Consider the following 24,913-nt stretch of genomic DNA (forward strand, 5'->3'; position numbering starts at 1 on the left):
CAATATTCTGATTACTGCTGGTCACAGTCAGTCAGCTACATCGGAGGGCTTACTTATGGCAATTAAGAAGCTCAATGATGGTCGATACGAAGTGGATTTACGCCCGAACGGGAAAGATGGAAAACGATTAAGACGGATATTTGATCGGAAAGTAGAAGCTGTCACATTTGAAAAATACGCGATTGCAAATGCTAAAAAATTCTCAGGTGACATAGAGCAGGCAGGAAAGGTAAGACTGAAAGAATTACTTGATAAATGGTGGTTGTACCATGGCCAAACGTTAAAAAACGGTGTTATCGAAAAAAGGCACTTACTCAAAACAGTAAAAGCCCTCGGTAATCCAACGATGAACCAATTAGATAAACACGCACTGCTTGAACATCGTAGCTCTCGGCTAATTGACGGTATTAGCCCTGCAACAATTAACAGAGACCTTTATCGTTTATCGGGTATGTTCACTGCTCTTGAAAAATTAGAATTATTCAAAAGCAAAAACCCAATAAATGGCTTACCACCACTTAAAGAGAAACAACCAGAACTTACATTTTTAAATGAGCAAGAAATTGCAACATTGCTTAATGCTGTATCTGGTGACTATAAGCTCATAGCACTACTTTGCTTAAGCACTGGTGCGAGATGGAGTGAAGCAGAAACACTGCATAGTGAACAAGTCCAGAATGGGCGAGTTACGTTCTTACAGACTAAGAACGGTAAGAAAAGAGTGATTCCCATTTCTGATGAATTGATAGAACAAATCAAAACTAAGAAGTCAGGAAAATTATTTAAAGTGGATTACAACACCTTTAGAGAAAAACTAAAGGAAATAAAACCCGATTTGCCACGCGGACAAGCAACGCACGTCTTACGACATACATTTGCTAGCCATTTCGTGATGAACGGGGGAAATATTGTTGCACTAAAAGAAATATTAGGGCATGCGAGCATTAACCAGACAATGGCCTATGCTCATTTAGCACCCGATTATTTGCAGTTAGCAATAAAGCTTAATCCACTAAATGGTATGAAAATTTAATTAAATCGAGGTGGGCGACCGTCCACTTTCCGTCCACCTCGGCAAACTTTGATGAACTTTCATAGCCTTTTAAAAATTGATAAGTTGCTGTTTTTAAAAGATTGAGAATATAACTTATTGAAAAAAAAGCCCCTAACAGGGGCTATAAAAGACAGGGATGGTGTCTATGGCAAGGAAAAACTTCATTTGTTGCTACTTCACTACTTACTTCAAAATTAAGGATCTGAAATTAACTTACTTACTCAACGACAACTGCGGGTACTCTCAATCTGATTTATTGGAACTGCATCGCTTGGTATTCAGCCATTTTGTGTTGGTGAATCTGTTCAAGCTCACTTTTCTGCTCTGGCGTTAATAATTGGTACAATTCATGATGAATTCGTGCCATTTCAACGCGTTGCTCCAACTCTTGTTGCATTCTTTTTTCAAGTTGCTGACGAACCGCTTTATCATCAAAGCTATCCGCTATAATTAATTTATGTAACGTTTCACGCTCTTGCACTAACGCCGTGTTATCAACGTGGTAATGGCGCTGTGTTGCCATCAAATCACGTAGCTGTTGACGTTGCTTTTCATTTAATGTGATGCCATTAAACATAAAGGTGCTGGCACGTTCTTCACTGCTAAACATTTCATGTGATTGAAATGGCACCACAACTTGATGCGCTGTTGAGGGTGCTTCCTCAGGCTGCATCTGCAACATTAATGGCGCTGAGCTTTCATCATTCGCAACATTCTGTGAAACTTCTGCGAAAGCAATTGTTGGCCCGAACACAAATGCAGAAGCTAAAACTAACATTGCGGTTTTATGTACTGTATTATGTACTTTGCTATGTGTTGTTCTAAGCATTTGACACCTTGTCTCCGAACTGTGCTCGTGATTCAATGTGAATAAATATACACCTGTGGCTGCAAACTAGCGTCAGAGCATGTAAAAGAACGTAAAGTCATGGAATCGTACAGATTGTTATCGTATTTTGGCAGGTGGAGGACTTAAAAAATGCATAAAATCCTATTAGTTGATGACGACCGTGAACTCACGTCGCTCTTAAAAGAACTGCTGGAAATGGAAGGTTTCAATGTCGTCATCGCTTATGATGGTGAACAGGCATTGCAACAGATTGACTCATCCATTGATCTGCTTTTATTGGATGTCATGATGCCGAAGAAAAATGGTATTGAGACACTCAAAGAACTGCGCCAACTTCATCAAACCCCTGTCATTATGTTAACGGCTCGCGGTAGTGAGTTAGATAAAGTGCTGGGCTTAGAATTGGGCGCGGATGACTATCTACCAAAACCGTTTAATGACCGTGAGCTCGTGGCGCGTATTCGTGCGTTATTACGCCGCTCAAATTGGAGTGAACAAACACAGGATAGCAACAGCAATACCCCTGTATTGCAAGTTGATAAACTGCAACTCAACCCGGGTCGCCAAGAAGCCAGTTTCGATAACGAAATTTTGGATTTAACCGGCACCGAATTTACCTTGTTATATCTGTTAGCACAGCATTTAGGCCAAGTGGTTTCACGGGAACACCTTAGCCAAGAAGTGCTGGGGAAACGCCTAACACCGTTTGACCGTGCGATTGATATGCATATTTCGAATTTGCGCCGTAAATTGCCAGAACGCACCGATGGCCAACCTTGGTTTAAAACCTTACGTGGTCGTGGTTACTTAATGGTTTCTGCCACATGATCAATAGCTTAACCGCAAGGATCTTTGCGATTTTTTGGTTTACCCTCGCACTAGTGCTGATGCTAGTGCTGATGGTGCCCAAGCTCGACTCTCGGCAAATCACCGTCCTAATGGAGAGTGAACAGCGCCAAGGGGAGATGCTTGAGCAACATATTGAAGCCGAACTCGCCCAAGCTCCCATGAATGACCTACTTTGGTGGCGTCGAATTTCGAACGCCATCAAAAAATGGGCGCCGCCGGGTCAGCGGCTAATTATCGTCACCAGTGAAGGCCGTGTTATTGGTGCGATGCCCAGTGAAATGCAGGTGATCCGTAACTTTATCGGTCAATCCGATAACGCCGATCACCCCAAAAAGAAAAAATATGGCCGCGCTGAAATTCTCGGGCCATTCTCTATTCGTGATGGCGAGGATCACTACCAACTCTATTTAGTGCGTCCAGCCAGCAGCCCACAATCTGACTTTATTAACCTATTGTTTGATAGGCCATTCCTGCTGTTAATTGCCACCATGTTAATCAGTGCCCCACTGTTATTATGGCTATCTTGGAGCTTGGCTCGACCCGCGCGAAAACTCAAAATGGCAGCGGATGATGTCGCCAAAGGGAATCTTCGTCCCCACCCTGAACTGGAAGCTGGGCCTCAAGAGTTTCTGTCCGCAGGGAACAGTTTCAACCAGATGATCAGCGCGCTTGATGGCATGGTCAGCGCACAACAGCGCTTAATCTCTGATATCTCACATGAATTACGTACCCCACTCACTCGCTTGCAACTGGCAACCGCCCTACTACGCCGTCGCCATGGTGAAAGTAAAGAGCTGGAGCGTATCGAAACCGAAACACATCGTTTAGATAGCATGATCAATGACTTGTTGGTGCTCTCGCGTAGCCAACATAAAAATGAAATCCTGCGTGAAAATATCAAAGCTGATGAACTTTGGGGGGATATCTTAGATGATGCTAGCTTCGAAGCGGAGCAGATGAACAAAACGCTCGATATCACCTCTAATCCGGGCCCTTGGCCGCTGTATTGCAACCCATCAGCGGTGGGAAGTGCGTTTGAAAATATCGTCCGTAATGCGCTACGTTATTCACACACGCATATCGCTGTTGATTTTAAAGAAGAAAACAACGGTATTCTGATCACTGTGGATGATGATGGCCCGGGTGTTAGCCCTGCTGACCGTGAACATATCTTCCGCCCATTCTACCGCACAGATGAAGCGCGAGACCGTGAAACAGGTGGTACAGGGTTAGGCTTAGCAATTGTTGAAACAGCGATTACGCAGCACAAAGGCTGGGTGAAAGCCGATGACAGCCCTCTGGGCGGGTTACGGTTACAGATCTGGTTACCTGAACACGGCCGTTAATCGATTGCAGATATTCCATCCCAAAAGCCTTCTATGTTAAATAGAGGGCTTTTTTACTTCTACTTGCCGAATGGATTTATAAGCATCTAATATAGAATATTCTTATATTGAGTTCCCCTAGCATAAACCTCAAACCATCCCGCAAAATATTAATCTATTTATTTTCAATTTAAACAAAAAAACAGTTTTAAAAATCAACAAAGTAAAAATAGAAAATATATAAATCTAGCATGGATTACATTGATATATATTTTAATAAGTTACCCTTTACTATCCCGAATATATTAATCTGATATTCTATTTTACTTAATTTAATTGTGATGATTGCTTCTCGACATAGCACGGGTGGCTCACCCGATAAAATTAGCATACTTATAATAAAGCAAAATATCACCACACTTTATATTGGTTTAATTTTTAGAAACTTATTTATCTTTATTGACCTGTTCAATATTAGGCGAACTCAACTTCAAACGGATTTATCAATGAAAAAATTCAAGCTTACCAAGCTGGCAATGCTTGCGGTATTAGGCGCAATGAGCGCACACAGTGTGGCAGGGGGATTAGTTCTACCCAATGATAACTTACGCAGTGATTTAGCATGGCTTTCAGAGCGTAATGTCATTCAGATTAGCTTATCCACTTGGCCACTCTCCCAAGAAGAAATTACACGTTCTTTGAATAATGCGAATATTACCAATAGCGAACAAGAAGCAATTATTCAACGCATTAAGAAAAATTTAGACCGCAAAAAGAACAGTGTTCAACTGGAAACGCACTTTGCTTCTAGCCACAACTCGATGCCACAAGGCTTCGCCCAAAGTGAAAAAAGTGACATCCGTTACACCGTTTCGGGTAACTACAGTACTGATGATGTGGACTTAAACCTCACTGCCAACGGCGAGCGCGCACTGCGTGTTGAAAACGGTTCAGACTACAACCTGAACGGTTCATACGGCGGCGTTAAAATTTGGAACCAGTGGGTGACCTTCGGTGAAATCCCACAATGGTGGGGCCCCGGCCATGACGGCAGCTTAATCCGTACCGATGCTGCCCGCCCTGTCACTGGTTTTTTACTGCAACGTGCAGACCAAAGCCCATTTGAAACCCCATGGTTGTCTTGGATTGGTCCTTGGCAATACCAGCTGACTGCTGGGCAGATTAAGCAATACGCTGCAGTACCTGAAACCAAACTGGTTGGCTTGCGCATGACGATGAACCCAACCGACTTCTTCGAACTGGGTGGTTCTCGTGTGATTATGTGGGGCGGAGATGGGCGACCAAATAGCTGGAGCTCGTTCTGGGATGCCGTTAAAGGCGATGATAATACAGGCGATCGCTATAAAGACCCAGGCAATCAACTTGCTGGTTTAGATTTTAAACTCAAGCTCTACCCATTAATTGACCTACCAGTTAGCCTTTATGGACAGGTGGTGGGTGAAGACGTGAATAACTTCTTCCCATCTCAAAATGCATTTATGGGGGGTATTGAAGGCTACCATACATTATGGGGTCAACCATTAAACTGGTATATTGAAGGTGCGAATACCCATAGCACATGGGATAAAGATAATGTCATGTACCGCCACTTTATTTATAAAGATGGTTACTACCAACAAGGTGCATCGTTAGGTCACGGTATGGGTGGTGATGGCCGTATGCTAACCACTAAAGTGGAATATACCCTTGATGACGATAACCGTGTTAGCACACGTTTAGTGTATGCCAAAGTCAATAAGTCTAACTTTGATGGTAATAAACTGTTCCCAAGGTCTGAGACAATTAAAGGCGTCGATATGGGTTGGTGGCATAACTTTGATAACGATGTCAGTACTGATGCAAAAGTGTGGGTTTCTAAAACCGATTATGAAACACGTAATGATGTAGGTGCCGCGGTAACGGTAAACGTACCATTTAAGTGGTAATCATTTTATAGTCACAAGTCATACTGATTATTGAAACGGATTATATGCAAATTATAATCCGTTTTTTTTCGCCAATTTGTTTCTGTTTTACAACAAAACATATCTGGCTGAAAAATAAACGCAAAAATTGGGTAAATTAATATTACCAATCACGCATATTATTAATCTATTGCAACACTGTATTCGCGTAAAAATAGTTGCGTTTTATTTTTGAACAAATTATACCCACACTAATCCCAATGATATAAAAGACTTAACTTAAGCAAAATATTTAATCACGGCACAAGCGTATTAAAAGAATTATAACCTGATAATTTAAAATAACTTATTCATTTAATACTCCTATTAGGACTATTCTCTAAGACAATCGCAGTGATAGTCACTACCTAGGTTTGGTGGTATTATTAAGCGCTTTTGCTTGACCCGATTCGCCATGAGGCATACCCTTTGGGCGGCAAAAAAACAATAAGCCATGCTTATCAATTGAACGCGATAGCAAAAAATGTAACGTTTTCAATTAATAAGTATGCATTTACAATTTCAATGGTGCTCTGGGACCCGACAACCCAGTGCGGTAGCTATGGATTAATAATATTAAACCTGAAAAATAATACTGGCAGTAACTTCAATCACTTCAATAAGTACTGTATTTTTTGCGTGCAATCAATAACCTTCTATTTAACACTATTATCTATGTAAATCCTAACACACCTAAAATATACACAGTAAATTCAGATACTTAAGAATTTAAAACCAACTTATTAAATAAAAATGACTATTATTAATAAAAAGAATATTTTCTCAGCTATAATATTAATGATTATTTTAACATCTTTCATTAATCCTTATATACCAATATTACTGATCTTAGCTTCCTTTTTCATTTACTTTAAAAATGATTATTATCTAATAGGATTTATTACTATTATTAGTAGTTTTAATGGAATACTACAAATAGTAGAGAAAAACCCCATAGGAACTTCAATTGATACACTTATTAGTTTAGTTTTAATTTTAAAATTAGCTCAGATAATAATTCTGAGAAAAAAATTCCAGATAAATAGAAATATACTGGTAGCATTTACGATAATGTTTTTGACTATTATCTTATCCACAATAAAAACAGCATTTAATTACGACTTAATATACTTTGCTCTTGCTCTCAAAGATTTCATATTACCTTTAAGTTGTTTTTATTATCTCTATTTAATCACACCAACCCTATCCAAAATTGAAAAAGAGTCAATTTTAAGATTATTTGTTCTGAGTATAACCATTGTTGCTGGTATTAGTTTACTTAACTACATATTTAATATTACAGATAGCTTTGACCGTTATGTAATAGCCAGTAGGTTTGAAGGTAATGAAGAGAATGCATACACTAGAACTATTAGTGGTATTGAAATAATAAGAATGAACTCTCTTTTTGCCCTTTCTACCCAAGCAGCACCATCTGTGTACTATGTAATGGCTTTGATACTCATATATAAATATAACTGGAATACTAAAAAGAGGATTTTAAATATATTATACTCCATTATATTAGTACTAGCTATTTTCCTGAGTGTATCATTTAGCTCTATATTTACACTTTTCTTATTTTATATTTTTTATTTCTTATTCAAAAACATAAAATCACCGAAAATAATTTTATTCCCAATAATCTCAATGATACTTATATCATTACTTTCAATGGTAGAAATAGAATCATTTGGTAGTAATTATAATATTGTTGAATATGGTTATAGTAACTTTATTTTAAAATCATTATCTGGATTCGAACATATCAACATAATTGAAATACTAATTGGATTTGGTGTCATGCCTAAATTGTATCTGAATGAGTATTTATCTGTTAGCGATTATACTCTCTATTTCCGGTTAGTCTATGACAATTGGATCCTTGGTGGATTTTATCAAATGGGAATCCTTGGATTAGCTCTATTTTTCTTTATATTAATAGCCCCCATATCTTATAACTTAACTTCAGAAAATAATATAATAATAGTGGCATTATTGTTCTCTATGCTTGGTTTCTCTCATGGCCTATTCATATTAGATCGACTGTTTATTATTAAATTTTGCATTATATATTCGCTTATAGCGAATAATAACATTATATTTAAAGGTAAGGTGTGATTGTTTATGAAATCAGCAGTTATATGCATAGTTGGATACAATAGAGTTTATCCATTAATTAACTTGATTAGTTCCGTAATTGAGTTCACTAAGAATAAAGATGATATTGAAGTCATTGTTTCCTTAGACTATTCCGACATGCAGAATACAATATGTGATCTGTTATTAAGCTTTAAAAATAATATTAGAGTTATAAAGCATCCTCAAAACTTAGGACTTAAAAAACATATAATTCAGTGTGGGGATATATTACTTAATGAAAAATATAAATATCTAATATTACTGGAAGATGACCTGGAAGTTTCTCCGTATATTTTTGACTATATTCAAGAGGCATTATATGTTGTTAAAGATAAAGATAACATTGCAGGAATCTCGTTGTACTCATATAAAATAAGTGAAGGTGATTTATTACGTTTCTCACCAATTGAAGATGGATATGATAATTATTACTTATCATTCCCATCATCTTGGGGGCAAGTTTGGACGCCTGCTATGTGGAAAGATTTTAAAGATTGGTTTAATGTAAATGATTGTGATTATTTCAATGATGCGAGCATACCTAGTTATATAAACAATTGGCCTAAGAGCTCTTGGAAAAAACATTTTTTACGCTATATGGTTCATAAAAACAAACACTTTTTTTATCCCAGAACTAGTTTAACAAACAATAATGGTCTTGATGGACAAAATCATAAATCTGCAGGTAATATATGGCAAGTACCAATTTTACAGGGCTCAAAAAAGTGGAACTTTTCAACATTCGATAAGAGCAATGCTATTTATAATTCTGATTTTAATCAACATGATAGGAAGTATTATTATAGCCACCTGTACCAAAAAATATTTCTTCGCTATAATGAAAACCCGTTCAATGTAAAATCATCAATATTTATATTAATCTTTAGTATTAAACGTAAATTTAATATTTTCCTTAAAAGTTTAAATAAATGATATATTCTATAATAATACCAACTCATAATAGACCCCTAGCACTAAAAAGTTGTCTAGAAAAAATCTCACCTTTACTCAATAGCACACTAAATTTAGTCATAATATTAGATGGCAGTGGAGAAGATGTATACAAAATTTTAAATGAATATAAAAATTTAAAAAACTTACATTTAATCAAAGGTGACGGTAATTTATTTTGGGGGGGGGCAATTGCCAAAGGAATGGAGTACTCATTTAATGAACTTAATAGCGATCGAGTTATTTGGTTAAATGATGATACCGAATTTAAAATTGAAGATGTATCGTTATTCATTAGTTACGAGTATAACCATTCGGAAATTGTAGGTGCTCGTTTATATGGTGAAAATGTAGAAAGAAATATTTATAATATTAGTAGCAACAATGGGGTCGTACCAGTTTCATATTTAAATGGAAATTTCACTAGTATTCCAAAAAATATCTTTTTTAAGATTGGAAATATTAATTATCAAAAATTCCCTCACTTTGCTGACGCACCTTATTTAGAAAAAGCAAAAAAATGTGGTTTCTTGCTAAAATGTAATACAGATATTACAGTTAATATAGAATATGATGTTCTGAGGCATTTACCGTTATGGCAACAAGTCATACTTAGACCTAAAAGAAAACAGTTCATTAAATGGTCACTATTAGATATACGCTCAAAATGGTTTATACCTTATCGTTTTAATTACTCTTTAAATAAATTTGGCATGTGGGGATATCTAGTTTTTCCATTAATTTTCTTAAAAAATTGGCTGCCTGTTGCTTTCTTCTTACTAATGGTTTCAATAAACCCAAAAATACAGTTATCACTATTGAAAAATATAAAAAAAAGAAAGCAGTTAACACAAGTTGAATTTGATAGTTTAAAAAAAGAAGTTGAATCATTATGAAAATTTTAGTAACTAACGTTTTTGGCCCTTTGAACTTAGGCGATTTTGAATTATTCAGCACTCTAATAAAAAAAATATCTATAAATAATAATAAAATAAGTGCTATAGCTAGAGACCCTAAATTATGCTCAGAACATTTTCCCAATATTAATTTTTATGAACAGCTAGGGAAAGCAAGCAATCCATTATATAGAATTATTTACTTGCTTTTATGCTTCCTATATATATTCTCATTTTTTAGACCACTGTGTAAACTATTACTACCTAGTGATCAATATAATGCGTTAGCATCATTAAAAAAAATGGATTTGGTTATAGGGTGCCCTGGAGGTTTTCTTGAAGACTCTTCATTTTCATTTTATACTCATGCTATGCAGGTATATATTTGTAGTAAACTAAGCAAAAAAATGATCATGTCTCCTATGTCCATAGGACCAGTTAAAAATAAATTTAATTTATTTATATTAAAAAGTTGTCTAAAAAATATAGAGATAATATTCACTCGGGAGGAAATTAGCCACGAGTTATGTAATAGCTTGAAATTGAACAATAAATTATCTAGTGATCTTGCATTCGATGAATTTATCGAGAATAATAAAATTAACAACCACCCTAAAAATAAAAAAGTGTATTTTACTGTAATAAACTGGAATTTTCCTAACTACAATCAGAAAGAAAAAGAAGTTCTTTTTGAAAAATATATAGATTCACTTGTTGATACTGCCAAATTTATATACGAAAAATATAAATTTGAAATTAAAATTATAAATCAAGTAGATAGTGATAGTTTTGCTATAGACCAGTTTCATCAAAAACTACTAAACCTATCAGTTCCCTCTGAAATTGTTTTTCGTGACTCTAATCCTAAACAAGTTATGAATGAATTAAAGAATGCAGAATTAGTCATTGCCTCAAGATTTCACAGTGCTATTTTTTCCTTAAATGTAGGTGCTCCTGTCATCGCTATTAGCTATCTACCAAAAACAACTGGAATGTTAGACTTATATGGTGCCTCAGAGTTATACCAGAACATCGATAGCATAAATACTGAAGATTTAATAGCATTATCAGATAAATTCATTAATGATAATGAGTCTTACTTATCAATTCGAAGTGTTTTCCAAAAAAACTTAATGGCTCAAGAAAACAATTTTGATATTTATCTAAATAATGAGATTTAATATGACTATATTTATTGGGCCAACAAAGAAGCCTATAACAGGACAATCAAAATCGTTTTATTTAACGTATAATGTTTACGATAAAAAGAAATCACTTTATTGTTACCCTCCCAAGAGTGAATCCTTTTTTTTGTTAAAAAACATCATTTTTTACATATCCTATATACTCACTCTTCCCTTTCATAAAGGCAAGAAAGTAGTTTACTTAACATCCAGCCGTAGTCTAATGGGATTCTTTAGGGATGCTTTAGTTATATTATATGCTAAAATATTTGGTTTCAAAATAATAAACCATCTTCACGGCGCTGATTTTTTGTCTTTTCGTAAAAAATCAAAGTTGAAACCTTTAATTGACTATGTGTATAAAAAAATTAATAAGTCTATTGTTTTATTCCCAAAAATGCGTGAACAATATGCAATGTATCCAGCGATGGAAGTTTTCGCTATTAATAATGCTACTGATTTTCAACCACTACCAAGAGTAGTATCCATTAATAGAGAAGGTCTAACAGTCGGTTATTTATCAAATATTATGTACTCCAAAGGAATATTTGATTTAATTAGTGCTGTCAACCAATTAGTTGATAACGGGTATAATATAAAGTTAATCATCGCTGGAGAAATATTAGGTGACTCTTATCTAAACTTAGAGTCAACGAAAAGTAGTTTTTTGGAAAAAATTAAAAAACCATTTATTGAATATCACGGCTCTATTGACGGAAAACAAAAGCAGCTTTTCCTACAAGAAACAGACCTATTTTGCCTTCCAACATTTTATCCTACAGAAGCTCAGCCCATATCCATAATTGAAGCTATGCTTGCAGGTTGTGTCATACTGACCACTAAACACAACTACTTACCAGAGATGATTAATGAAAAAAATGGATATTTGATAAATAAAAATGACTCCCAGTCTCTTATTGATTCAATACAGAAAGAATATTTTTCTACTGATTATCATCGAATATCGTCATACAACATGCAACAAGGTATTTCTGAATACTCATTCAATACATATGCAACTAATATTAACAAACATTTAAGAGAACAGTAAATGAAGAAAGCACTGATCACTGGCATCACTGGCCAAGATGGCTCTTACTTAGCAGAATTCCTTTTAGAGAAGGGCTATGAAGTTCATGGGTTAATTCGCCGAGCTTCATCTTTCAATACAGAAAGAATTGACTCTGTTATTAACAATAGTGATAAAATCAAATTACACTATGGTGATTTAACAGATACATCTAATCTAATTCGCCTTGTCAAAGAAATCCAACCAGATGAGATTTATAACTTAGGTGCAATGTCCCATGTGGCTGTATCTTTTGAGTCTCCTGAATATACCGCTGATGTTGATGCTATCGGTACATTACGTTTATTAGAAGCTATTCGCATTAACGGCCTAGAAAAGAAAACTCGCTTTTATCAAGCATCAACATCAGAACTTTACGGTGAAGTTCAAGAAATCCCACAGAAAGAAACCACACCTTTCCACCCTCGCTCACCGTATGCCGTAGCGAAAATGTACGCTTATTGGATTACTGTGAACTACCGTGAGTCATACGGCATGTATGCTTGTAATGGTACCTTATTTAATCATGAGTCCCCGCGTCGTGGTGAAACGTTCGTTACACGTAAAATCACGCGTACTATTGCCAATATTTCACAAGGCTTAGAGCAGTGCCTATATTTAGGTAACATGGATGCTTTACGTGATTGGGGACATGCAAAAGATTACGTTCGTATGCAATGGATGATGTTACAGCAAGATCACGCTGATGATTTCGTTATTGCTACAGGCAAACAAATTTCTGTACGTGAATTTGTACGCATGTCTGCTAAAGAGGCAGGAATTGAGCTCTCATTTAGCGGGGCTGGTGTAGAGGAAATTGCAACCGTTACTAGCGTAAATAATACACTAGCACCAAATGTAAATGTCGGTGATATCATAGTTCGCGTTAGTCCAAAATTCTTCCGCCCAGCAGAAGTTGAAACCCTTCTAGGCGATCCTTCTAAAGCAAAAGAAAAATTAGGTTGGGTACCGGAAATCACTGTGGAAGAAATGTGCTCAGAAATGGTTGCATCTGATATAGAAAAAGCAAAACAACATGCTTTACTTAAAGCAAATGGGTTTGATGTTGCTATTTCTTTAGAGAATTAAGGATCACTCCGTGAAAAAAAGAGTTTTTGTTGCTGGCCATAATGGCATGGTTGGCTCAGCAATAATTAGACAATTACAAAATCGTAACGACATTGAATTAATAACAAAATCACGCCACGAGTTGGATCTCACTAGCCAAATGGCTGTTGATAGTTTCTTCGAACAAAGCAAAATTGACGAGGTCTATTTAGCAGCTGCCAAAGTTGGTGGTATCCACGCAAATAATACCTATCCAGCAGATTTCATTTATGAAAACTTAATAATGGAATGCAATATTATCCATTCTGCTCATAAACATAATGTTCAACATTTACTATTCTTAGGTTCATCTTGTATTTATCCAAAGTTAGCAGCACAACCGATGTCTGAAGATGCACTGTTAACGGGTATTCTTGAATCAACTAATGAGCCTTATGCTGTTGCTAAAATTGCAGGTATTAAACTTTGTGAATCGTATAATCGACAATATGGTCGTGACTACCGCAGTGTAATGCCAACTAATTTATATGGTGAAAACGATAATTTTCACCCAGAGAACTCACACGTTATTCCTGCGTTAATGCGCCGCTTCCATGAAGCTAAGCTGAATAATGACGAAGAGGTCGTTGTTTGGGGTACAGGAACACCTATGCGAGAGTTTCTTTATGTCGATGATATGGCAGCAGCCTCTGTCCATGTTATGGAATTAAACAAAGAAACATATCAAGCAAACACCCAACCAATGTTATCCCATATTAATGTAGGCACAGGTATCGACTGCACAATTCGTGAGATGGCTGAAACTATGGCTAATGTTGTCGGTTTCACAGGGGATGTAATTTTTGATAGCAGCAAACCAGATGGTACTCCACGTAAATTGATGGATGTTTCCCGTTTAAATAGCATGGGATGGTCTTATTCCGTCAATCTTGAAGAAGGACTTACCCAAACTTATCAATGGTTTCTCCAAAACCAGCAAAACTTTCGTAAGTAACGGATATTAATAAAATGCCGCAGCGATTAGCTTTAGATACTTTTAAGACTATCGTTGCATCTACCCCTTTAGTTTCTATTGACCTGGTTATTTGTAATTCAAAAAATCAAGCATTGTTAGGGCTACGAAATAATCGTCCCGCCCAAGGTTATTGGTTTGTACCAGGTGGGCGTATTTGCAAAGATGAAACATTTGACATCGCATTTCGGCGGTTAACGATTGATGAGCTTGGTATCAGTTATAATATCAATGATGCAAAGTTTATTGGTCATTACCAGCATCTCTATCAAGATAATTTTTCAGAGGATAATTTTTCTACTCATTATGTCGTCTTGGGATATTTAATTAAAGAAGACCTTGATCTCAATAAATTACCTTTGGAACAACATAGAAACTATCAATGGTGGGATATCAACGAACTTCTGGATTCATCTAAAGTACACGATAATACAAAAGCCTATTTTATTAATAACCATTTAAATTTACGGTAAATTATTATGTTATTGCCTGTTATTATGGCAGGAGGCTCAGGTAGTCGTTTATGGCCTCTTTCTCGTAGCCTATATCCAAAACAGTTTATTAGCCTAACTAGCAAAAAAACAATGTTGCAAGAAACTGCAGCGCGGTTAAAAACGCTGCAACATCAGCCCCCTGTATTTATCTGCAACGAAGAGCATCGTTTTATTGTTGCAGAGCAATTACGGCAAGAAGATGTCAAGCACAGTGGCATCATTTTAGAGCCCATTGGTCGAAATACAGCACCTGCTATAGCATTAGCGGCTATTAGGGCAATACAGAATGGAAATGACCCTTTATTATTAGTTTTAGCCGCAGATCATGTCATACAAAACCAAGCAGGATTTACTCATTCTATTGAAAACGCAATTGAGGCTGCTGAAGAAGGTGCTTTAATTACTTTTGGTATCATTCCAACAACACCTGAAACTGGGTACGGCTATATTAAAAAAGGCTCCCCTGTTAATATTGCAACTTATCAAGTCGAACGCTTCGTTGAAAAACCAGATTTAACTACCGCTGAAAGTTACCTTTCAAGCGGTGAATACCTCTGGAATAGCGGTATGTTTCTCTTCAAGGCATCCTGTTATCTCAATGAATTAAAAAAACACTGCCCCGATATTTTAAAAATATGCGAACAAGCAATTCTTAATTCACAAAATGATTTGGACTTTATTCGTATACAACCAGACATTTTTAGTGCGTGCCCTGATGACTCAATAGATTACGCTGTGATGGAAAAGGCAAACAACGTTCAAGTCGTTCCGATGGATGCAGGCTGGAGTGATGTTGGTTCTTTCAGTTCACTTTGGGAGGTTTCCCCCAAAGATACACAATCTAATGTCATTGTTGGTGACGTATTAACAGAAAATACAACAAACAGTTATATCTACTCCCAAAATAAACTCGTATCCACTGTTGGTATTGATAATTTGGTGATAGTAGAAACTAAAGATGCAGTGCTAGTCGCCAATAAAAACAACGTTCAAGATGTAAAAAGTATTGTTGCTCAATTAAAGAATGCAGGCCGTTCTGAATGCGAACAACATCGCGAAGCATACCGCCCATGGGGGACCCATGATGATATCGCTGAAGGCCAACGTTTCCATGTTAAACATCTTAAAGTAAAACCTGGAGAAAAAACCGCCTTACAAATGCACTATCACCGAGCTGAACATTGGGTTGTGGTACAAGGGACTGCAAAAGTAACCAATGGCGATAAAACGTTCATAATTAGCGAAAATGAATCCACTTATATTCCTATTGGATCTCCTCATAGAATAGAAAATCCTGGTAAAGTTGACCTACATTTAATTGAGGTTCGCTCAGGTAATTATTTACAAGAAGACGATATCATTAGGCTAGAAGAGTATGGTAAAAACCATAACTAGCTATTACTGAATGGTTTTCTACTCTTTTATAAATAACATACTTAAGTTAAACAATATGCTTAAAGATGACCTTGACTTTACTGTTATAACTGTTTGCTATAATTCTGCGAGTACAATACAAGAAACAATATCATCTGTATTAAACCAGAAAAGAGTAACACTTGAATATATTATTATAGATGGTGCATCTACGGATGGAACCATTGATATATTGAATAATAATAATGATAGCAGGCTGAAATACAGCTCAGAGCCTGATAAAGGTTTATATGATGCTATGAATAAAGGTATAGCTAAAGCAAAAGGAAAAATTGTAGCTATATTAAATTCTGATGATCTGTATATAAACGATTATGTATTATCTGATGTGCTTGCTGAATTTAATCAAAACAATGCTGACCTTGTTTCTGGCAATTTATACTATTTCAATAATGACCCAAGTCTGGTCATTAGAAAATATCCTTGTGAAGATATGAACTCAAAAGCTAAGTGGAAAAAAGGAAAACAACCGCCACATCCATCCACATTTGTAAAACTCTCGGTATATAAAGAAATAGGCTATTATCATAGTGAATTTAAAATTTCTTCCGATTATGAATTTCTTCTACGAGCTATCTTTATAAATAACTACAAACACTCTATTCTAAATAAATATTTAGTTGCTATGCGCATGGGTGGAGAAAGCACTTCTGGCTTTAAAAGCAGATATATAGGAAGTAAGGAGGTTTATTTATCATGGAAGAAAAACAATATAGCTCCACCTTTATTTTTAATTCCTTTAAAAATAGTCAATAAATTGCTTATTAAATAATACCTAATCTCATCGCCACTTATATCATGGTGAAAGTATCTCTCTATAAAAGTAAATTTTGATAATTATGAATACCACTAAAAACATCATCCTTGATTCAGGCATACAGTTTGGTACTAGCGGAGCCCGTGGATTAGTCTCTCAATTTACTGAAGAATCATGTGCTGCATTTACCCATGCATTTATTAATAGCATCAAAAGCAAATTTAGTTTTGACCAAATAGCCATCGCTATAGATAATCGCCCAAGTAGTGAATTTATTGCGATTGCTTGTATAGAGGCAATAAAGCAACAAGGAATAGAACCCCTATATTACAGTGTAATTCCAACACCTGCCCTTGCATATACTGCAATGAAAAATAATATTCCTTGCATCATGGTGACTGGTAGTCATATCCCTTTTGATAGAAATGGACTAAAATTTTACCGCCCTGATGGTGAAATCACTAAAGTTGATGAAGTTGCTATTTTAAATAATAACTCTCAATTTGAAATTTCCAATATTACCTCTCAGCACTTACCAATAGATACCTTAGCTACTGAAGAGTATCTCAATCGTTATTTATCTATATTTGATGAAAATCTATTAACTGGTAAACGTATTGGTATTTATGAACATTCTAGTGCAGGCCGTGATATATACCCGATTCTATTTAAAAAACTCGGTGCTGAAGTTATTTCTCTAGAACGTAGTGACCAATTTGTTCCCATTGATACAGAAGCCGTGTCTGAAGAAGACAAAATAAAAGCAAGAAATTGGTCAAAATTGCACAACCTTGATGCTATTTTTTCTACTGATGGGGATGGAGATCGCCCACTTGTTGCTGATGAAAATGGTGAATGGTTACGAGGGGATATATTAGGTTTATTATGCGCATTAGAGATGAAAATAGAAGTATTAGCAGTTCCTGTGAGCTGCAATACAATCATTTCATCTCATAAAGGTTTTAAGTGTGTAAAACAAACTAAAATTGGCTCCCCATATGTTATTGAAGCATTTGTAGACTTAGCTAAAAACTATAAGAAAATTGCAGGGTTTGAAGCTAACGGCGGTTTCCTTTTAGGATCTAACATTGAAATAAATGGCAAACAATTGTCAGCACTACCAACTCGAGATGCCATTTTACCCTTCTTAATGTTGTTATCAGCCGCAAAAGAAAAAGGTATAGCTCAATTAGTTGATTCATTGCCGAAACGCATAACCTTTAGTGATAGAATACAAAACTTCGCAACAGAAAAAAGTAAAGCTATCATTGAGAAAGCGAAAGAAAATCCAACGTGTTTATTGCAACATTTAGGTTTTGGCGATGATACTTTATTAGATCTAAATACAATTGATGGGCTAAGAATAACACTGTCAAATGGCAATATTATTCATCTAAGACCGTCAGGTAACGCCCCTGAATTAAGGTGTTATGCTGAAGCTAGTGATCATCAGACGGCACAATTTATTGTCCAACAGTCGTTAAAAAACATTCAAACTTTCTCTGAAATTTAATCTATTGGTTCACTTATGAAAATAGCAATCGCAGGGACTGGCTACGTCGGTCTATCTAACGCCATGTTACTGTCACAACACCACGAAGTGGTTGCTGTGGATATCATTCCTGAAAAAGTAGCGATGTTAAACAACCACCAATCGCCAATTGTCGACACGGAGATTGAACAGTTTTTAACAGAAAAAACACTGAATTTCCGTGCCACGGAAGATAAAGTAGAAGCTTATACAGACGCACAGTATGTCATTGTTGCGACACCGACAGACTACGACCCAAAAACCAACTATTTCAATACCAAATCGGTGGAATCCGTTATTCACGATGTGAATGAAATCAACCCAACTGCGACGATTATCGTCAAATCGACTATTCCTGTCGGTTTTACCGCACGTTTACGGGAAGAATTTGGCTACACCAACGTGATTTTCTCTCCAGAATTTCTACGTGAAGGCCGCGCATTATGGGATAACCTGCACCCATCCCGCATTGTGGTCGGTGAACGCTCTGAGCGTGCACAAATTTTTGCCGATTTGCTGCTTGAAGGTGCCATCAAAAAAGATGTTCCCGTGTTATTTACTGATGGCACTGAAGCCGAAGCCATTAAACTGTTTGCGAACACTTACTTAGCGATGCGCGTAGCCTACTTTAACGAGTTAGATACCTACGCAGAAAGCCGCGGTTTAAATGCACGCCAAATTATTGAAGGTGTTTCGTTAGACCCACGTATTGGTAGCCATTATAACAACCCATCATTCGGTTACGGCGGTTATTGTTTACCGAAAGACACCAAGCAATTACTGGCAAACTACGATGACGTACCGAATAACCTGATTAACGCAATTGTTGAATCTAATCGTACTCGTAAAGACTTCATCTCTGACGCAATTATTGCCAAAGCACCACGTAAAGTGGGTGTCTATCGCTTAGTGATGAAAGCAGGCTCCGATAACTTCCGCGCCTCTGCGGTGCAGGGTATTATGAAACGCATCAAGGCCAAAGGTATTGAAGTGGTGGTGTATGAGCCAGTGATGAAGGAAAGTGAATTTTTCCATTCCAAAGTGGTCAATGACTTAGCGGAATTTAAAGCTCAATGCGACATCATTTTGGCCAACCGCATGGTGCCTGAAATTGAAGATGTGGCAGACAAAGTGTATACACGCGATTTATTTGGTAATGATTAAGTCAGCTATTCCATAGCCATATCATAATATTAAATTTTATATATTTATAATAAGTATGGCATAAATGGCACATATGTTAGATATAACATGGTTCACATATGCATGAAAACTTTAATTAGCGGATCTACCGGATTTATTGGAAAAGCAGTTCTTAAAGAATTAAAAAGTAACTATCGAATAATTACTCGAAATCATACATCTGAATTAAATGACTGTTTTACCATTCAATCTTTTAATCAAAATACAGATTGGAATGGTGCATTTGATGATATAGATAGTATTATTCATCTTGCAGCTATTGCGCATCGTACGAAAGTAAAAACACCAAATGATGATGAACAAAAGGAATTATGGAGTGTAAATGTCGAAGGAACGTTGCATTTCGCAAATGAGGCAGCTAAAGCGGGTGTCAAACGCTTTGTGTTTATAAGCTCCATTGGTGTAAATGGTAATATCACACATGAAAAGCCATTCTCCCCACAAGACACACCAGCACCACATAATGAATACGCTAGATCTAAATTAGTTGCGGAGCAGGGCCTCTCTGAGATCTGTGCCAAAACAGGTATGGAACTCGTGATCATACGCCCTGTTTTAGTCTATGGTGAAAATGCACCTGGTAATTTTGCTCTTCTTTTAAAGTTGATACAAAAAATACCTATGTTACCTTTTGGGCTAACGAATAACTCACGAAGTTATATATCTGTAAAGAACTTAGCGCATTTTATTGCAATATGCACTCAACACCCCAATGTTGCCGGTAAAATCTTTTTAGTTTCAGATGGAAGAAACCTTTCCACAAAAGAACTCACTAGCGTTATAGGTACAAGCCTAGGAAAGAATATCATTCAACTACCCGTTCCTAAGCTCCTAATGAAGACCCTATTAAGTGCCATTGGCAAGCAAGGTCTTTTTACCCAGCTTTATCAAAATTTAGAGGTCGACTCCTCAAATATGTTCAATGAACTCGGCTGGACTCCACCTTATACCATAGAGCAAACAATGAGTTACTTAGGAAACAACAAGAAATGATACGTATAATTGATTTCTTTTCAGCCTTAATTGGGTTAATCGTTTTATCTCCTGTACTACTTATTACCTCTATTATTGGTTATTTTGAAACAGGTTCACCTATTTTTATTCAAACTCGTGTTGGCAAAAATAAAAAACCCTTCAAGTTAGTTAAATTTAGAACAATGAAAGTTGGTACTTCATCTGTCGCCAGTCATTTAGTTGATACTAACTCTATAACTAAATATGGGACTATTTTACGTAAAACCAAAATAGATGAACTTCCACAATTAATTAATGTATTAAAAGGTGAGATGAGTTTAGTCGGCCCTCGGCCTAATTTATTTAACCAAGAAGAATTAATACAACAACGTTCAGCACTAAATATCTATGATGTTCGCCCAGGTATAACTGGATTAGCACAAATTAAAAATATTGATATGTCTACTCCGCAGCTATTAGCGGCTACAGATAAAGAAATGATAGATAACCTGAACCTTAAAAATTATTTTAAATATATCATGATGACAGTCACCGGCAGTGGTTCCGGCGATGCTGCTGCCAAGTGAAAACAAAAAGAAGTAATCATTATGGATAAACTTAATCGCATCTGGTCTCTACCCCGAGTTTATAAAAGGCTCATTGGCTTGGGTATCGACACGCTACTTATTATTGTTTCATTCTTTCTCGCCCTGTGGGTAAGGCTGGGTGAGGTTGTTATTCACCTGTCTTATCATACTTGGCTAACCTTGCTGGGTACGATTATCGTGACCCTGCTAGCCTTTGTAAAATTAGGGTTATACCGTGCAGTCTTACGCTATCTCACTTTCCATGCATTAACTGTGGCCATGGTAGGCGCATTAATTTCTACATTTTCCATCACAACATTTTCGTATTACTTAGAAGCGAACATTCCGCGTACCATTCCATTTATCTATATGACCTTCCTCATTTTATTATGTGGCGGGGCAAGAATGTTAGTACGTTCGATGATTGTGCAAGCAAGCCGTAAGGGTTGTGAACCCGTACTAATTTATGGCGCGGGTAGCACGGGTCGCCAGCTAGCAATTGCTTTACGAAATGCGGTTTCTTACCAAGTCAAGGGCTTTATTGATAACGACCCATCACTACACCATACCGTTATTCAAGGTATTACCGTGCACTCTTCAGATAAAATCGAAGAACTTGTGAATAAACTTGATATTGAGAAAATTTTACTCGCGATGCCTCGAACATCTCGATCAGAACGTAAAGCAATTATTAACGGTTTATTGCACCTCTCTGTTGAAGTCTTGACGGTTCCTGATTTTAACGACATCGTTGAAGGCCACGCCACAGTTGATGACTTAAAAGATGTTGCTATTGAAGATCTTTTAGGTCGTGACCCTGTTGCCCCTAACCCAGATTTAATCGGTGCCAATATCAAAAATAAAGTTGTTATGGTAACAGGCGCTGGGGGTTCTATCGGTTCAGAACTGTGTCGGCAGATTATTCGCCAAAAACCGACTACAATCGTGTTATTTGAAATTTCAGAATTCAATTTGTATGAGATTGATAAAGAGCTGAATAACATTGTTAACGCCGAAAAATTAAAAGTTAGAATTGTTCCATTGTTAGGTAGCGTTCAAGAATTTGAGCGTTTAAAAAATGCCTTAGAAACCTTCCATGTCCAAACGGTTTACCATGCCGCCGCCTACAAGCACGTTCCTTTAGTGGAATATAATGTTGTTGAAGGTGTCCGTAATAATATTTTTGGTACTTACAATGCAGCACAAGCGGCAATTGAAGCAAATGTTGAATCTTTTGTGCTGATTTCCACAGATAAAGCCGTTCGCCCAACCAATATAATGGGGACATCAAAGCGAATGGCGGAATTAGGGCTACAAGCGCTGTCTGAAAAAGAAAGCGCTAAAGAAAACGGAACCCGCTTTTGTATGGTTCGTTTTGGTAATGTGTTAGGCTCTTCAGGTTCGGTGATCCCGCTGTTTAAACAACAAATTGCAATTGGTAAAGCCATTACCGTCACACACCCAGATATTATCCGTTACTTTATGACTATCCCTGAGGCCGCTCAGCTTGTATTACAAGCCGGAGCAATGGGCCAAGGTGGTGATGTCTTTGTCTTAGATATGGGCGAACCTGTTAAAATTGTTGATTTAGCGAAAAACCTAATTCAACTTTCTGGCCTTGAGTTAAAAAGCCAGAAAAATCCGAATGGTGATATTGAGATCAAATTTACAGGTCTTCGTCCTGGTGAAAAGCTGTATGAAGAGCTCTTAATCGGTGATAATGTCCATTCAACAGAACATCAGCGTATTATGGCTGCCAATGAAGTCTTTATCCCTTTAGAGGATTTCATTAAAGTATTAGATAAATTAAATCTTGCATGTCAAAATTACGACCTTGAAGCGATACGCCAGATTTTACTTGAAACGCCAACTGAATTTAACCCAACGGATGGCATTGGTGATTTAGTGTGGAATGCCAAACACTAATCATAATAATATTCTTCATTTTAAAAATAATTATTTAACTTTTAACAGGATACTCAAGTGATTAGCAAGCGCCTTCCACTGACTCTATTAGCAGTGAGTATTTTACTTACAGGCTGTACCGTTACCCCTGGTGCCTATATGTCAACCTCTGGCAAAAATGTGGTTGATACGGGTGACCGTGATATTACAAAGCTGGTTGATATTTACCCAATTTCACCAAAGTTACTCGATGACATGTACACAGCCCCAACCATTGCCAAGCCTAACTCGCAGTTAGAAAAACAACTGACTAACTATGAATATCGTGTAGGTGCCGGTGATGTATTAACCATCACTGTTTGGGACCACCCTGAATTGACTATCCCTGCGGGCTCTTACCGTAGTGCGCAAGACTCAGGTAACTGGGTACACTCTGATGGCACCATCTACTACCCGTATATCGGTAAAGTCAAAGTCATCGGTAAAACCGTTACGGAAATCCGTACGCTTATCAGCAACCGCTTAGCGACTTATATTGAATCCCCACAAGTGGATGTCAGTATTGCCGCATTCCGCTCACAGAAAATGTATGTGTCAGGTGAAGTAGCAAAACCGGGTACACTGCCAATTACTAACGTGCCGTTGACGATTTTAGAAGCCTTTAACAATGCAGGTGGCTTAACCGAAAAAGCGGATTGGGATAATGTGGTACTGACACGTAATGGCAAAGAAATTAAAGTCTCATTACAGGATTTAGTCCAATATGGGGATTTAACCCAAAACTACCTCATGCTGCCGGGTGATGTGCTGTATGTGCCACGTAATGACTCACAAAAAGTATTTGTGATGGGTGAAGTTGGCCAGCCAACCACACTGACGATTGACCGTGCGGGGATGAGCATCACTGAAGCACTGAGCAAAGCCAGTGGCCTAAACCAAAACACTGCCAATGCAACGGGTGTATTTGTTATTCGCCCAATCAAAAACCAGCCAGCCGCAGATAAAGAACTTGAAGCGTTACTGCCGAAAAAAATGGCAGCGGTCTATCAGTTAGATTTATCGGATGCGACATCACTCGTGATGGGCACCGAATTTAAACTGCAGCCGTATGACTTAGTCTATGTTACCGCAGCCCCTGTAGTACGTTGGAACCGTCTAATTACCCAGTTATTGCCAACTATTGCGTCTTATAATCAGTTAACAGAAGGCACCAAACGTATTCACGATTGGTAATCGACATGTTTAATCATATCCTAGTTGTCTGCATGGGTAATATTTGCCGCTCCCCGACAGGGGAGCGTTTATTGCAACAGTATTTCCCCAGCAAAAAAGTCGACTCAGCAGGAATTATTGCCAAAAACGATCTCCCTGCCTATGACAGTGCCATCCGAATTGCAGAGCAGCACCAACTTTCCTTGGAAAACCATCTGTCACGTCGGTTAACTAGCGAAATATGCCATAAAGCAGACTTAATCCTAGTGATGGAAAGCGGTCATATTGCTAAAATCCACCAACAGTTTCCGCAGACACGTGGCAAGGTGATGTTATTTGGGCAATGGATTAATAAAACCGAAATCCCTGACCCCCATAAACGCAGTGATGAAATGTTTGAACATGTTTATCAGTTAATGGAAAAAGCCGCCATCGCTTGGCAAGGAAAAATTTAATTTTATTTATTGGATGA

22 protein-coding genes are annotated in these 24,913 nt (G+C 37.1%); 21 read left to right on the forward strand and 1 reads right to left on the reverse strand.

Annotated features, from left to right (window positions below):
* Nucleotides 1–55: 55 nt before the first annotated feature.
* Entirely contained in the window at nucleotides 56–1,033 is a 978-nt protein-coding gene (locus J6836_RS16990; protein WP_219245088.1) for a phage integrase, read from the forward strand.
* Between the two features lie 274 nt (nucleotides 1,034–1,307).
* On the opposite strand, the gene J6836_RS16995 is transcribed toward J6836_RS16990, so the two are convergent.
* Complete coding sequence (locus tag J6836_RS16995) at nucleotides 1,308–1,883, reverse strand: Spy/CpxP family protein refolding chaperone (protein WP_219245089.1); 576 nt, start codon at nucleotides 1,881–1,883, stop codon at nucleotides 1,308–1,310.
* Between the two features lie 150 nt (nucleotides 1,884–2,033).
* On the opposite strand from J6836_RS16995, the gene cpxR reads away from it, so the two are divergent.
* From cpxR to J6836_RS17095, 20 genes are all read left to right on the forward strand, one after another.
* The gene (gene cpxR, locus J6836_RS17000) at nucleotides 2,034–2,732 is read left to right on the forward strand and encodes an envelope stress response regulator transcription factor CpxR (RefSeq protein WP_219245090.1); all 699 of its coding nucleotides are present in this window, start codon (nucleotides 2,034–2,036) and stop codon (nucleotides 2,730–2,732) included.
* A complete protein-coding gene (gene cpxA / locus J6836_RS17005) occupies nucleotides 2,729–4,099 on the forward strand; it encodes an envelope stress sensor histidine kinase CpxA (RefSeq protein ID WP_047756819.1) in 1,371 nt (456 codons plus the stop codon). The genes cpxR and cpxA overlap by 4 nt, the downstream gene beginning before the upstream one ends.
* 485 nt (nucleotides 4,100–4,584) lie before the next feature.
* Nucleotides 4,585–6,024 (forward strand): capsule assembly Wzi family protein, encoded by a 1,440-nt coding sequence (locus J6836_RS17010; RefSeq protein WP_219245091.1) that lies wholly within the window; start codon nucleotides 4,585–4,587, stop codon nucleotides 6,022–6,024.
* Nucleotides 6,025–6,795: 771 nt separating this feature from the next.
* Nucleotides 6,796–8,163 (forward strand): hypothetical protein, encoded by a 1,368-nt coding sequence (locus J6836_RS23215; protein ID WP_219245092.1) that lies wholly within the window; start codon nucleotides 6,796–6,798, stop codon nucleotides 8,161–8,163.
* Between the two features lie 6 nt (nucleotides 8,164–8,169).
* Entirely contained in the window at nucleotides 8,170–9,117 is a 948-nt protein-coding gene (locus J6836_RS17020) for a glycosyltransferase (protein WP_219245093.1), read from the forward strand.
* Nucleotides 9,114–10,031, forward strand: a complete 918-nt coding sequence (locus tag J6836_RS17025) for a glycosyltransferase family 2 protein (protein WP_219245094.1) — start codon at nucleotides 9,114–9,116, stop codon at nucleotides 10,029–10,031. The genes J6836_RS17020 and J6836_RS17025 overlap by 4 nt, the downstream gene beginning before the upstream one ends.
* Entirely contained in the window at nucleotides 10,028–11,212 is a 1,185-nt protein-coding gene (locus J6836_RS17030) for a polysaccharide pyruvyl transferase family protein (RefSeq protein WP_219245095.1), read from the forward strand. The genes J6836_RS17025 and J6836_RS17030 overlap by 4 nt, the downstream gene beginning before the upstream one ends.
* Nucleotide 11,213: 1 nt before the next feature.
* Nucleotides 11,214–12,266: a glycosyltransferase family 4 protein gene (locus J6836_RS17035; protein WP_219245096.1), complete on the forward strand. Its 1,053-nt coding sequence runs from the start codon at nucleotides 11,214–11,216 to the stop codon at nucleotides 12,264–12,266.
* Nucleotides 12,267–13,373 (forward strand): GDP-mannose 4,6-dehydratase, encoded by a 1,107-nt coding sequence (gene gmd / locus J6836_RS17040; RefSeq protein ID WP_219245097.1) that lies wholly within the window; start codon nucleotides 12,267–12,269, stop codon nucleotides 13,371–13,373.
* A gap of 46 nt (nucleotides 13,374–13,419) precedes the next feature.
* Entirely contained in the window at nucleotides 13,420–14,346 is a 927-nt protein-coding gene (gene fcl / locus J6836_RS17045; protein WP_255586423.1) for a GDP-L-fucose synthase, read from the forward strand.
* Nucleotides 14,347–14,360: 14 nt separating this feature from the next.
* Complete coding sequence (locus J6836_RS17050) at nucleotides 14,361–14,837, forward strand: GDP-mannose mannosyl hydrolase (RefSeq protein WP_219245099.1); 477 nt, start codon at nucleotides 14,361–14,363, stop codon at nucleotides 14,835–14,837.
* 6 nt (nucleotides 14,838–14,843) lie between these two features.
* A complete protein-coding gene (locus tag J6836_RS17055; protein WP_219245100.1) occupies nucleotides 14,844–16,253 on the forward strand; it encodes a mannose-1-phosphate guanylyltransferase/mannose-6-phosphate isomerase in 1,410 nt (469 codons plus the stop codon).
* 55 nt (nucleotides 16,254–16,308) lie between these two features.
* Entirely contained in the window at nucleotides 16,309–17,064 is a 756-nt protein-coding gene (locus J6836_RS17060; RefSeq protein WP_219245101.1) for a glycosyltransferase family 2 protein, read from the forward strand.
* 67 nt (nucleotides 17,065–17,131) lie between these two features.
* Entirely contained in the window at nucleotides 17,132–18,562 is a 1,431-nt protein-coding gene (locus tag J6836_RS17065) for a phosphomannomutase (protein ID WP_282560550.1), read from the forward strand.
* A 15-nt stretch (nucleotides 18,563–18,577) separates the two neighbouring features.
* On the forward strand, nucleotides 18,578–19,744 hold the full coding sequence (locus J6836_RS17070; RefSeq protein WP_219245103.1) for a nucleotide sugar dehydrogenase: 1,167 nt from the start codon (nucleotides 18,578–18,580) through the stop codon (nucleotides 19,742–19,744).
* Nucleotides 19,745–19,846: 102 nt separating this feature from the next.
* Nucleotides 19,847–20,776, forward strand: a complete 930-nt coding sequence (locus tag J6836_RS17075; RefSeq protein WP_219245104.1) for an NAD-dependent epimerase/dehydratase family protein — start codon at nucleotides 19,847–19,849, stop codon at nucleotides 20,774–20,776.
* Nucleotides 20,773–21,324 carry a sugar transferase gene (locus J6836_RS17080; RefSeq protein WP_166267096.1) on the forward strand — a complete coding sequence of 184 codons (552 nt, stop codon included), beginning with the start codon at nucleotides 20,773–20,775 and terminating at the stop codon, nucleotides 21,322–21,324. Before J6836_RS17075 ends, J6836_RS17080 begins: the two co-directional genes overlap by 4 nt.
* Nucleotides 21,325–21,345: 21 nt before the next feature.
* Nucleotides 21,346–23,250, forward strand: coding sequence for a nucleoside-diphosphate sugar epimerase/dehydratase (locus J6836_RS17085; protein ID WP_219245105.1), 1,905 nt, complete (start codon nucleotides 21,346–21,348; stop codon nucleotides 23,248–23,250).
* 57 nt (nucleotides 23,251–23,307) lie between these two features.
* Nucleotides 23,308–24,462 (forward strand): polysaccharide export protein, encoded by a 1,155-nt coding sequence (locus J6836_RS17090; RefSeq protein ID WP_219245106.1) that lies wholly within the window; start codon nucleotides 23,308–23,310, stop codon nucleotides 24,460–24,462.
* Between the two features lie 5 nt (nucleotides 24,463–24,467).
* Entirely contained in the window at nucleotides 24,468–24,896 is a 429-nt protein-coding gene (locus J6836_RS17095) for an arsenate reductase/protein-tyrosine-phosphatase family protein (protein WP_219245107.1), read from the forward strand.
* Nucleotides 24,897–24,913 lie beyond the last annotated feature (17 nt).

Source organism: Providencia sp. R33 (assembly GCF_019343475.1).
Taxonomy (GTDB): domain Bacteria; phylum Pseudomonadota; class Gammaproteobacteria; order Enterobacterales; family Enterobacteriaceae; genus Providencia.

Bases quoted from the DNA above. Each gene is read 5' to 3' on its own strand.
- J6836_RS16990 (WP_219245088.1), top strand. From the start codon at position 56: ATGGCAATTAAGAAGCTCAATGATGGTCGATACGAAGTGGATTTACGC.
- J6836_RS16995 (WP_219245089.1), bottom strand. From the start codon at position 1,883: ATGCTTAGAACAACACATAGCAAAGTACATAATACAGTACATAAAACC.
- cpxR (WP_219245090.1), top strand. From the start codon at position 2,034: ATGCATAAAATCCTATTAGTTGATGACGACCGTGAACTCACGTCGCTC.
- cpxA (WP_047756819.1), top strand. From the start codon at position 2,729: ATGATCAATAGCTTAACCGCAAGGATCTTTGCGATTTTTTGGTTTACC.
- J6836_RS17010 (WP_219245091.1), top strand. From the start codon at position 4,585: ATGAAAAAATTCAAGCTTACCAAGCTGGCAATGCTTGCGGTATTAGGC.
- J6836_RS23215 (WP_219245092.1), top strand. From the start codon at position 6,796: ATGACTATTATTAATAAAAAGAATATTTTCTCAGCTATAATATTAATG.
- J6836_RS17020 (WP_219245093.1), top strand. From the start codon at position 8,170: ATGAAATCAGCAGTTATATGCATAGTTGGATACAATAGAGTTTATCCA.
- J6836_RS17025 (WP_219245094.1), top strand. From the start codon at position 9,114: ATGATATATTCTATAATAATACCAACTCATAATAGACCCCTAGCACTA.
- J6836_RS17030 (WP_219245095.1), top strand. From the start codon at position 10,028: ATGAAAATTTTAGTAACTAACGTTTTTGGCCCTTTGAACTTAGGCGAT.
- J6836_RS17035 (WP_219245096.1), top strand. From the start codon at position 11,214: ATGACTATATTTATTGGGCCAACAAAGAAGCCTATAACAGGACAATCA.
- gmd (WP_219245097.1), top strand. From the start codon at position 12,267: ATGAAGAAAGCACTGATCACTGGCATCACTGGCCAAGATGGCTCTTAC.
- fcl (WP_255586423.1), top strand. From the start codon at position 13,420: ATGGTTGGCTCAGCAATAATTAGACAATTACAAAATCGTAACGACATT.
- J6836_RS17050 (WP_219245099.1), top strand. From the start codon at position 14,361: ATGCCGCAGCGATTAGCTTTAGATACTTTTAAGACTATCGTTGCATCT.
- J6836_RS17055 (WP_219245100.1), top strand. From the start codon at position 14,844: ATGTTATTGCCTGTTATTATGGCAGGAGGCTCAGGTAGTCGTTTATGG.
- J6836_RS17060 (WP_219245101.1), top strand. From the start codon at position 16,309: ATGCTTAAAGATGACCTTGACTTTACTGTTATAACTGTTTGCTATAAT.
- J6836_RS17065 (WP_282560550.1), top strand. From the start codon at position 17,132: ATGAATACCACTAAAAACATCATCCTTGATTCAGGCATACAGTTTGGT.
- J6836_RS17070 (WP_219245103.1), top strand. From the start codon at position 18,578: ATGAAAATAGCAATCGCAGGGACTGGCTACGTCGGTCTATCTAACGCC.
- J6836_RS17075 (WP_219245104.1), top strand. From the start codon at position 19,847: ATGAAAACTTTAATTAGCGGATCTACCGGATTTATTGGAAAAGCAGTT.
- J6836_RS17080 (WP_166267096.1), top strand. From the start codon at position 20,773: ATGATACGTATAATTGATTTCTTTTCAGCCTTAATTGGGTTAATCGTT.
- J6836_RS17085 (WP_219245105.1), top strand. From the start codon at position 21,346: ATGGATAAACTTAATCGCATCTGGTCTCTACCCCGAGTTTATAAAAGG.
- J6836_RS17095 (WP_219245107.1), top strand. From the start codon at position 24,468: ATGTTTAATCATATCCTAGTTGTCTGCATGGGTAATATTTGCCGCTCC.